Below are 9319 nucleotides of genomic sequence, written 5' to 3' on the forward strand. Positions count from 1 at the left end.
CATGCCTCCCCGTGCGGCGACTTCTCTCGTAATGAGATTACGGTAATAATGAACCTATGCGCATGACGAGGGCCGAGTCCAAGGAACGCAACCGCCGCGCCCTGTTGGACGCCGCGTTCGAGGTCGTCTCCCGGGACGGCTACCGGGCCCGGCTGGAGGAGATCGCCGAGCGGGCCGGGGTGACCACCGGCGCCGTCTACTCGCTGTTCGGCAGCAAGAACGGCCTGGTCGTCGCCCTGGTCGCCGACTACTTGCGCCCGCACTACGCGGAGATCGAGCGGGCCGTCCCGGCCGAGCTGGACCTGCTCGCGGCGGTCGACGCCTTCGCCCGGTACTACCGCCGCACCTGCGACGCCGCCGACGCGCTGCCCGCGCTGTCGCTGCAGGTCACCCTGCTCGACATGGCCGTCCACGACCCGGACCTGCGGGCGCGTCTCGCCGAGTCCGTCCGGGCCCAGGAGCAGCACCTGATCGAGCTGTTCACCGGGCGGCCCCACGGCGGCGGCGCCGTCACGCCGGAGCAGGCGCGGCACCTGGTCACCGCGCTGCGGGCGCTGTTCGTCGGCCTCTGCCAGGGCGTCGTCCTGGGCCTCGCCCCGGACGCCGACGAGCAGTTCTTCGCCGACGCCGCCCGCGCCCTGACGCCGCGACCGTAGAGGTCACTCCGCCCGCAGGTGGGCCAGGACGGCCAGCACCCGCCGGTTCCCCTCGGTCGGATCGAGGTCGAGCTTGGTGAAGATGTTGCCGCAGTGCTTCACCACCGAGGCCTCGGTGATGCACAGCCTCCCGGCGATCGCCTGGTTGTTCAGCCCCTCCGCCATCAGCGCCAGCACCTCGCGCTCGCGCGGGGTGAGCCGGGCCAGCGGCCGGTCGGCGGACCGGGCGCGCAGCAGGACGCGGACGACCTCCGGGTCGATGACCGTCTCCCCGGCGGCGACCCGGCGCAGCGCGTCGAGGAAGTCGGCGACGTCGCCGACGCGGTCCTTCAACAGGTAGCCCAGGCCCGCCGGTTGGGCGCCCGCGGCGGCGAGCAGGCCGGTGGCGTACGGGGTGGCCACGTACTGGGAGAGGACGAGGACGGGCAGGCCGGGGTGGCGCTCGCGCAGGGTGAGGGCGGCACGCAGGCCTTCGTCGGTGTGGTCGGGGGGCATCCGGACGTCGGTGACGACGATGTCGGGCCGCTCGGCGTCGACGGCGGCGACCAGCGCCCGCGCGTCGCCGACCGCCGCGACGACCCGGTGGCCCCCGAGGGCGAGGAGTTCGGCGAGGCCGGCCCGCAGCAGCACGGCGTCCTCGGCGATCACGATCCGGAGCACGGCACCTCCAGGCGCAGGGTGGTGGGGCCGCCGGTCGGGCTGGTCACCATCAGCCGCCCGCGCAGCAGGGCGACCCGGTCGGCGAGCCCGGCGAGGCCGGCCCCGGCGGACGGGTCGGCGCCGCCGCGGCCGTCGTCGGTGACCCGGACGACGAGCCGGCCGCCCTCGACCCGTCCGTGGACGGCGATCGCGGTGGCGCCGCTGTGCTTGGCGGCGTTGGTGAGCGCCTCGGTGACGGTGAAGTAGGCGGTGGTCTCGACGGGTTGGGGCAGCCGGCCGGGCAGGTCGATGTCGGCGGTGACCGGGATCGGGTGGCGCAGCGCGACCTCGGCGACGGCGGCGGCGAGGCCGTGGTCGGTGAGCACCTGCGGGTGGATGCCCCGGACGAGGGCGCGCAGCTGCTCCAGCGCCTGCCGGGCCTCGCCGCGCGCCCGGGTGACCAGCTGCACCGCCCGCCCGTCGCTGTCGCGCAGCTCGTACTCGGCGAGCCCGAGGGTCATGCTGAGCGCGACCAGCTGCTGCTGCGCGCCGTCGTGCAGGTCGCGTTCGATGCGGCGCCGTTCGGCTTCGAAGGCGTCGGCCAACCGGGCCCGGGAGCGGGTGAGTTCGATGACCTGGCGGCCGAGGTCGTCCTCCCGGGGCCCGAGCAGCAGGCGGGCGAGCGCGACCTGGGCGCCGGTGAGCAGCGCCCCCGCGTAGGCGCAGAGCAGCAGTCCGGCGAGCCCGGCGGCGGTGAACGGCAGGGCGGCGAGCGGGCCGGCGACGGCCTGCCCGGGGATGAGCATGACGGTCTCCGGGGCGAGCGCCCACACCACCAGCGGGGAGACGGTGAACGCCCCGGCGAGCAGCAGCGCGGCCGTGAAGCCGAGCGAGGCGGCGGCGAGGACGGTCGCCGCCAGTGCGGCGTGGGCGAGTTCGCGCCAGGTGGCGCGCTCGCGCAGCCGGGTGCGGACCACGGCGCGGCGCCCGGCCCCGGGCAGCCGCCGGTGCGGGTCGGGCAGCGGGACGGGTTCGACGAGCCGCAGCCGCCACCGCTCCACGGCCCCGGCCGGGATGCCGGCGAGCGCCACGGCGAGCAGCACCAGCAGGCCCACGCCGACCACGGAGAGCAGCAGGCCGAGCGCCAGCAGCAGGGCGAGCACGGCCAGCAGCAGCACCCCGGACAGCCCGCCGACCAGCAGGTACGCCCAGCAGCGCGGCGTCCAGCGGCTGAACGGGAAGCGCAGCGGGTGGGCCCGCAACGCGGCCCAGACGGCCACCGGCTGCGGATCCTCGTTCACCCGTCCAGCCTAACCCGCCGACTGACGGGCCTTCGGCGCGGGCGCGGTCGCCGGCGCGGCCGCGGGGGCCCGGCGGGGGCGGGTGAGGGCGACGGCGGCGATCACCAGGGCGCCGCCGGCCAGGGCGTTCCAGCCGACCGGCTCGTCGAGCACGGTGGCGCCCAGCGCGGTGGAGAACAGCGGGACGGCGTAGGTGACGGCGGAGGCCACGGTGGTGCCGGCCGCCCGGACCAGGCCGAGGTTGAGCAGGTAGGCCACCCCCGTGCCGAAGGCGCCGAGCGCCAGCAGGGCGGCGGCCGCGCCCACGCCCGGCCAGTGCGGGGCGCCCGCCGCGAACGGTGCGACCAGCGCCAACTCGGCTGCGGCGCAGCCGATCTGGAGCGCGGAGAGCACGGTGACGGACTCCGTCCGGCCGGACAGGAAGCGGCGCAGGTAGGCGAAGCCGGCGCCGTAGCAGCAGGCGGCGGCCAGGCAGGCGAGCGCGCCGGTGGTCGCGCCCGCGCCGAGGCCGTGCCAGACGCCGAGCACGGTGAGCACGCCCGCGAAGCCGAGCGCCAGGCCGAGCAGCCGGCGGGCGCCGGGGCGGCGCTCCTCGCGGACGGTGAGCACCGTGAACAGCACGGTGAACAGCGGGGTGGTGGCGTTCATCACCCCGGCGAGGACGGTGGAGACCTCCGTCTCGCCGAAGGAGAACAGGGTGAACGGCACGGTGTTCAGCAGCACGGCCACCGCCGCCGAGTGCCCCCACAGCGCCCGGTCGCGCGGGGCCCGCTCGCCGCGCGCCAGCAGGATCGCCCACAGCGTGGCCGCGCCGAGCACGCAGCGCCAGGCCGCCACCCACACCGGCGGGACGCCCGCGTCGACCGCCACCTTGATCAGGGCGAAGCTCGCGCCCCAGATCGCCGACAGGGCCGTGAAGCCCGGCAACCAGCTCCGCACCCCGACCACCTCCCTCTCCGCGTTGTCGCTGGACCCTCCCGCGTTGTCGCTGGACAGAGCGTGGCCCGGGTGCGCAGCATGAGTCCAACAAGTGGCGGTGCGAGGGGGATGAGGAACTCTCATGAGCGCGGACGTCAACCTGGCCCAGCTGCGCGCGCTGGTCGCGGTGGCCGACACCGGAGGCTTCGGCACGGCCGCCGACGAGCTCGGCATCAGCCAGTCCGCCGTCTCGCACGCCGTCGCCGCACTGGAACGCTCCCTCGGCGCGCCCGTCCTGCGGCGCGGCAGCCCGTGCCGGCCCACCCCGCTCGGCGAGCAGGTGCTGCCGCACGCCCGCACCGCCGTCGCCTCGGCCGCCGCCGTGCGCGCCATCGCCACCCGGCACTGCGGCGGCCTGACCGGGACGGTCCGGCTGGCCGCGCCGGTCACCGTCTGCCAGGCGCTGCTGCCCCGGATGCTCGGGGACTGGAAGGCCGCCCACCCGAAGGTCACCGTACGGGTCTTCGAGGGCGAGGACGCCGAACTGCCGGTGTGGTTGGACGCGGGCACGGTGGACGCCGCCGTCCTGGTCGACGCCGGGCCGCTGCCGCCCGGGGCGGTCTCCCTCGGCGCCGACTCCATGCACGCGCTGCTGCGCCGCGACCACCCGCTCGCCGGCCAGGAGACCGTGCACGTCTCGGAGTTGGAGGACGACGACTTCCTGCTCTCCTGCGGCGGCTGCGAGGTGCACATCCAGGAGGCCTACCGGCGCGCGAAGGTCCGCTTCACGCCCCGGCACCGCATCCGCGACCTCAACACGCTGATCGGCATGGTGCACGCGGGCGTCGGGGTGTCGATGACGCCCGCGCTGGCGCTGCCCATGCTGCCCGCCGACTGCGTGCTCGTCCCGATCCGGCCCGCCGTCCACCGCACGCTCACCCTCACCGGGCCGGCCAACCGGCCCTGGTCCCCGGCCGTCGCCGGGCTGCTGGCGACGGTGGCGGCGTCGGGCACGTCGGGCACGTCGGGCACGTCGGGCACGTCGGGCACGTCGGGCACGGACCTGACGGCCCGCGTGCCCGCGTAGTCCTGCGGTGGACGATTTCCCCGCTGCCGGCCCGTCCCGTGGACGATTCCGACGATCCGGGCCCGGCGGCTGGCAGCACGGGCGCCCCGCCGCGCAGGGTGGCGGCGTTCCGATGCCGTCCCCACCCGGGAGCCCCCCTTGTCCCCCATGCCTTCCCCGCACCCCCGCCGCTGGTGGGCGCTGGCCGCGCTGCTGACCGCCGAGGCGATGAACCTGCTGGACGCCACCGTCGTCCAGGTCGCCGCGCCGCGGATGCGCGCCGACCTCGGCGGGCCGGCCGCCGCCGTGCCCTGGCTGACCTCCGCCTACACCCTGCCGTTCGCCGTCCTGCTGCTGACCGGCGGCCGGCTCGGGGACCGGTACGGGCGGCGGCGGCTGTTCCGCGCCGGCGTCGTCGGCTTCGCGCTGGCCTCGCTGGCCTGCGCCTGCGCCCCGGCGCTGGGCGCGCTGCTGGTGTTCCGGGCGGTGCAGGGCGCGGCGGCGGCGGTGATCGTGCCGCAGACGATCGGACTGGTCAAAGCGATGTTCCGGGGCCCCGAGACGGGCCGGGCGCTCGGCACGATCGGCCCGGTGATGGGGCTGGCGGCCGTTGCCGGGCCGGTGCTGGGCGGGGTGCTGACCCACGCGGACCTGTTCGGCTCCTCCTGGCGCTCGGTGTTCCTGGTCAACCTGCCGCTGTCGGCCGCCGTCCTGGCGCTCGCCCCGCTGCTGGTCGAGGACCGCGCCCCGCACCGCCCGGGCCTGGACCCGACCGGCGGCGCGCTCGCCGCGCTCGCCACCGGCCTGCTGGTGCTGCCGCTGCTGCGCACCGGCGGCCTCACCGACCGGACGGCCCTGACCGAGACGGCCGCGGGCGCGCTGCTCGCCCTCGGCTTCGCCGCCCACCAGCGGCGCGGCGCCCGGCGCGGCGCGGACACCCTGGTGGAGGCGAGCCTGTTCGCCTCCGTCCGCTTCCCGGCGGCGCTGACGGCGCTGGCGGCGGCCTTCGCGGCGACCACCGGGCTGACCGTGGTGGTCGTCCTGCAGCTCCAACTGTCCTCCGGCGCCGACGCGTTGGCCAGTAGCCTGACCCTGCTGCCGATGTCGGCGGGCCTCGGCGCGGGCTCGCTGTGGGCCGGGGCCCGGCTGCTGCCCCGGTTCGGGGCGCGGCTGATGCCCGCCGGGCTCGCGGTCCTGGCGGGCGGCCTGCTGGCGGTCGTCGGCGCGTACGCCACGGGCGAGCGGCCGGCGGCGCTGCCGGTCGCGCTCGCGGTGGTGGGCCTCGGCCAGGGGCTGTTCACCCCGGCGTTCTTCACCACGGCGCTGGCACCGTTGCGGCCCGAGGAGATCGGCTCGGCGGCCGGACTGCTGAACGCGGTCCAGCAGTTGGGCGCCACGCTGGGGGTCGCGGTGCTCGGCCGGGCGCACCTCGCCGAGCCGGACGCGGCCGGTGCGCGGACGGCCTGCTGGATCGCGCTCGGCGCGGTGCTGCTGGCGGGCGCGGCCGTCCGGTGGATGACGGCAGAATCGGAAGCCCAACAGGAACTCCAGGAACCCACCCATGCTCGATGACCTCGACCGCGCCCTCGTCCACGCCCTGCGGGTCGACGGGCGCGCCCCGTTCAGCCGGATCGGCGCCGTGCTGGGCGTCTCCCCGCAGACCGTCGCCCGCCGCTACGGCCGCCTGCGCGCCGAGGCCGGGCTGCGGGTGGTCGGGCTCGCCGACCCGCGGCGGGCCGGGCGGACACAGTGGCTGCTACGGCTGACGGCCGGCCCGCACGCCGCCCAGAACCTGGCGCAGGCGCTGGTGCGGCGCCCCGACACGGCGTGGGTGAAGCTCGCCTCGGGCGGGACGGAGATCACCGCGATCGTCGAGACCGACTCCGACGACCATGCGCTGTTGCTGCGCGACATCCCCCGCACCGCCGCCGTCACCGCCGTCTCCGCCCACTGCCTGCTGCACACCTACCGGGGCGGCCCGTCCGCCTGGCCGGGCAGCACCGAGGCGCTGTCCGCCTCGCAGCAGGCCGCGCTGCGGCCCGAGACCGTCGCACCCGCCGCGACCGGCGGCCGCCTGGAACCGGCCGACCGCGCCCTCCTCACCGCCCTGCACCACGACGGCCGCACCCCCCTCGGCGAACTCGCCGCCGCCACCGGCCGCACCCCGGCCACCGTCGCCCGCCGACTCGCCGAACTCCGCGCGGACGGCACGGTGTTCCTCGACGTCGAGCTGGACACCCGCCAACTCGGCGCCGCCATGCACGCGTTGCTGTGGCTCACCGTCACCCCGGCCCACCTCGACCGGGTCGGCCGCGCGCTCGCCACCCACCGCGAACTCGCCTTCCTCGCCGCCACCACCGGCCCCAGCAACCTCGCCGCCATCGCCCTCTGCACCGACCCCGCCGACCTCCACCGCTACCTCACCACCCGCCTCGCCGACCTCCCGGGCATCACCGCCCTGGAATCCGCCCCGATCCTCCGCACCCTCAAATCCGCCGGGCCAGTACCCCCTCCCGCGCGAAGGCCCTGAGCAAGGCGCCCCGGAGCCGTCCGAACCGACATGATGGATCCATGGCCGTCCAGACCGTTCCCTACCGCACCTTCCTGCGCGACCCCTCCCAGGTGCTGCCCTCCCTCGACGACGCAGACGTGATACTGGAACGCCGAGACGACGAGAACCTCGTCCTGGTGCGGGCCGAGCGGTTCGAAGCGAAGGCATCGGGCCTGCGGATCGCTGCGCGTTCCCTGGCGATCCTGGCCCGCCGTCAGCCGGGCTTGGCCGAGGAGGTGCTCGCCGAGGAGTTGCCCTGGCTGCACTGGTTCCCGGAGAGCGAGCGCGCCGCCTGCGTGCGGGAGCTGCTCGCCGACCTGGTCGCCGGCGCCGACACCGACCTCCTGCTGCCGTTCGCCCGGAACCTCGCCTCCTGGCGCGTTACCGCCGAGGTGTGGTCCGATCCGCAACTGGCCCACGACCTGCAGCTCCCCTTCCCGGGCGACGGGCCCGAGCTGGACCGCCCGCAGCGGGAGAACATCGAGTAAGCGGCCGCGGAGAGGCTCCTCCGCGGCCGAATCCGCAGAGCGTGCGCGACGCCGACCGCCAGGCGCACGCCGGCTGGCAGCAGTTACTGAAGCAGTACGGGTACGATCACGGCCACCGACCCGAGGAGCGCCCCTGATGGAACGGCCCAGCATGCGTCTCGCGCAGGGGAGTTCATGGCTGGAGCTGACCCGGGTCGGCGAGGGTAGCTGGCGGGTCACCGCCGACTGGGCCTCGGCGCTCACGGCCGACTTCACCGCTCGCCTCACCGACGACGAGGTCACCGCCTTCGCCCGCCGGATGCTCGCCTGGCTGCGCGACCCGGACCTCGAGCCCCGCTTCACCGAGCGGGTGACGTCGGGCCGCACCAACCCGCTCACCCTGCGCACCACCCTGGTGGACGGCGCCGGGTACGCACTGTTCGCCTACCTGACGCCGAACGGCGACGACACCGCATGCCACCTGCAACTGGAGATCAACCCCATCTCGATCGCCGAACTCGGCGACACCTTCGAGGAGTTGCGCTCTGCGCTGACCTCGTGATCAAACCCCCGGCAGCCGGCCCACATGGGCCAGCACCAGGTCGGCGACCTGCGCCACCGGCACGGTGGTCACCACCTCCAGCGTGGCCGAGGCCCGCAGCAGCGGCTCTACCAGCCCGTGTGAGCCTGGGCACCTTACGAGAGTTGAGCATTCATACTCATGTGCCACCACTCGGCAGCTGGTTCGATCGAATCCAGATGGATCAATCGATGCCACACGTACCGGATGTGACGAGTGAGCGGTAAGAGCGACGACGCCGTGAAGGTCGACACCAACGGTCGTGACGGTGCCGCCCCGATGAGCGGGGAGAGCGGTGTGCGCCGCGGGTGCCTGCGGGCGCTGGGGGTGGGCGCGCTGGTCGTGGCGGGGTTCGTCGCCTGGCTCGCGTACGGTTGGTGGGACGTCCGGCAGCCCGCGGACACGCCGATGCGCGAAGGGGTGGCGACTCTCGACCGGATGCTGGAGGACACCACGGCGGGCATCGACCCGCCGGTACGGACGGCCTACGGGCTGATCAATTCCAAGCAGCACGACACCGGGCTCAACGACGAGGCGGACAGGTACCGCATCGGCGAGACCGGCCAGATCGTGACCCGGATCTCCCCCGCCAGGGCCGTCGAGCTGTCGAACCGGGTCGAGGCCCGCTGGAAGCAGCGCGGCTACGCGACGACGCGCCCCGCCGGCTCGGCGTCGACCGTCAAGGCCACCACCGAGGACGGCGACGCGCTCGAACTCGACGTCTCGGCGGACGGACGGGCGACCATCCGGATCGACCTGCTCAAGGAGTTCCACAGCTCGCCCTTCACGCGTCCGAGCGGAGCCCCTGACGGGTCGCTCACCACACTGGTGACGCTGACCGAGGACCCGTACTGGTCGCGCTGATTCGAAAGGGTCGGAGTCCGTTGGCACATCAGACGGGTCCGACGTTGTTGAGTGACAGCCGGGATGCGGCAGTGACCACGTGCGCGCAGGAAGTCGGCCGCGTCGACTTCCTGCGCGTTCTCGTCACAGCGATCCGCCGGGCCGGACCAGCGCGCCCAGGTGAGCCTGGGCGGCGGCAAGGGTGTAGAAGCGGCGGATGCGGTGGGTGGAGCCGGGGGCGCGGAGGTAGTCGTGGCGGGTGCGGTCCCAGATGCCCCAGCACTCCAGGAGGAGGAAG

10 protein-coding genes are annotated in these 9319 nt (G+C 75.2%); 7 read left to right on the forward strand and 3 right to left on the reverse strand.

Annotation, left to right across the window (positions count from 1 at the left end; genetic code table 11):
- Nucleotides 1-62: 62 nt before the first annotated feature.
- Nucleotides 63-656 (forward strand): TetR/AcrR family transcriptional regulator, encoded by a 594-nt coding sequence (locus VM95_RS31750; protein WP_045703376.1) that lies wholly within the window; start codon nucleotides 63-65, stop codon nucleotides 654-656.
- A gap of 3 nt (nucleotides 657-659) precedes the next feature.
- Here VM95_RS31750 and VM95_RS31755 read toward each other — a convergent pair whose 3' ends face one another.
- Genes VM95_RS31755 through VM95_RS31765 form a run of 3 tightly spaced genes read right to left on the reverse strand, consistent with a single transcriptional unit; the run spans nucleotide 660 to nucleotide 3535 of the window.
- Entirely contained in the window at nucleotides 660-1316 is a 657-nt protein-coding gene (locus VM95_RS31755) for a response regulator (protein ID WP_045703377.1), read from the reverse strand.
- Entirely contained in the window at nucleotides 1301-2596 is a 1296-nt protein-coding gene (locus VM95_RS31760) for a sensor histidine kinase (protein ID WP_167352974.1), read from the reverse strand. The genes VM95_RS31755 and VM95_RS31760 overlap by 16 nt, the downstream gene beginning before the upstream one ends.
- 9 nt (nucleotides 2597-2605) lie before the next feature.
- Nucleotides 2606-3535 carry a DMT family transporter gene (locus VM95_RS31765; protein ID WP_063773591.1) on the reverse strand — a complete coding sequence of 310 codons (930 nt, stop codon included), beginning with the start codon at nucleotides 3533-3535 and terminating at the stop codon, nucleotides 2606-2608.
- A 121-nt stretch (nucleotides 3536-3656) separates the two neighbouring features.
- On the opposite strand from VM95_RS31765, the gene VM95_RS31770 reads away from it, so the two are divergent.
- The 6 genes from VM95_RS31770 to VM95_RS31795 all read left to right on the forward strand — a co-directional run bounded on the left by VM95_RS31770 (nucleotide 3657) and on the right by VM95_RS31795 (nucleotide 9042).
- Nucleotides 3657-4601: a LysR family transcriptional regulator gene (locus tag VM95_RS31770; RefSeq protein ID WP_063773590.1), complete on the forward strand. Its 945-nt coding sequence runs from the start codon at nucleotides 3657-3659 to the stop codon at nucleotides 4599-4601.
- A gap of 147 nt (nucleotides 4602-4748) precedes the next feature.
- Complete coding sequence (locus VM95_RS31775; protein WP_045703379.1) at nucleotides 4749-6152, forward strand: MFS transporter; 1404 nt, start codon at nucleotides 4749-4751, stop codon at nucleotides 6150-6152.
- Entirely contained in the window at nucleotides 6142-7110 is a 969-nt protein-coding gene (locus tag VM95_RS31780) for an Lrp/AsnC family transcriptional regulator (protein ID WP_045703380.1), read from the forward strand. Before VM95_RS31775 ends, VM95_RS31780 begins: the two co-directional genes overlap by 11 nt.
- Nucleotides 7111-7151: 41 nt before the next feature.
- Entirely contained in the window at nucleotides 7152-7619 is a 468-nt protein-coding gene (locus VM95_RS31785) for a hypothetical protein (RefSeq protein ID WP_045703382.1), read from the forward strand.
- A gap of 136 nt (nucleotides 7620-7755) precedes the next feature.
- A complete protein-coding gene (locus VM95_RS31790) occupies nucleotides 7756-8160 on the forward strand; it encodes a hypothetical protein (protein ID WP_045703385.1) in 405 nt (134 codons plus the stop codon).
- Between the two features lie 234 nt (nucleotides 8161-8394).
- Complete coding sequence (locus VM95_RS31795) at nucleotides 8395-9042, forward strand: hypothetical protein (RefSeq protein ID WP_045703387.1); 648 nt, start codon at nucleotides 8395-8397, stop codon at nucleotides 9040-9042.
- Nucleotides 9043-9319 lie beyond the last annotated feature (277 nt).

The sequence above is a fragment of the Streptomyces rubellomurinus genome, assembly GCF_000961885.1.
GTDB lineage: Bacteria > Actinomycetota > Actinomycetes > Streptomycetales > Streptomycetaceae > Kitasatospora > Kitasatospora rubellomurina.

Coding starts and splice junctions, on each gene's coding strand:
- VM95_RS31750 (WP_045703376.1), top strand. CDS start 63: ATGACGAGGGCCGAGTCCAAGGAACGCAACCGCCGCGCCCTGTTGGAC.
- VM95_RS31770 (WP_063773590.1), top strand. CDS start 3,657: ATGAGCGCGGACGTCAACCTGGCCCAGCTGCGCGCGCTGGTCGCGGTG.
- VM95_RS31775 (WP_045703379.1), top strand. CDS start 4,749: ATGCCTTCCCCGCACCCCCGCCGCTGGTGGGCGCTGGCCGCGCTGCTG.
- VM95_RS31780 (WP_045703380.1), top strand. CDS start 6,142: ATGCTCGATGACCTCGACCGCGCCCTCGTCCACGCCCTGCGGGTCGAC.
- VM95_RS31785 (WP_045703382.1), top strand. CDS start 7,152: ATGGCCGTCCAGACCGTTCCCTACCGCACCTTCCTGCGCGACCCCTCC.
- VM95_RS31790 (WP_045703385.1), top strand. CDS start 7,756: ATGGAACGGCCCAGCATGCGTCTCGCGCAGGGGAGTTCATGGCTGGAG.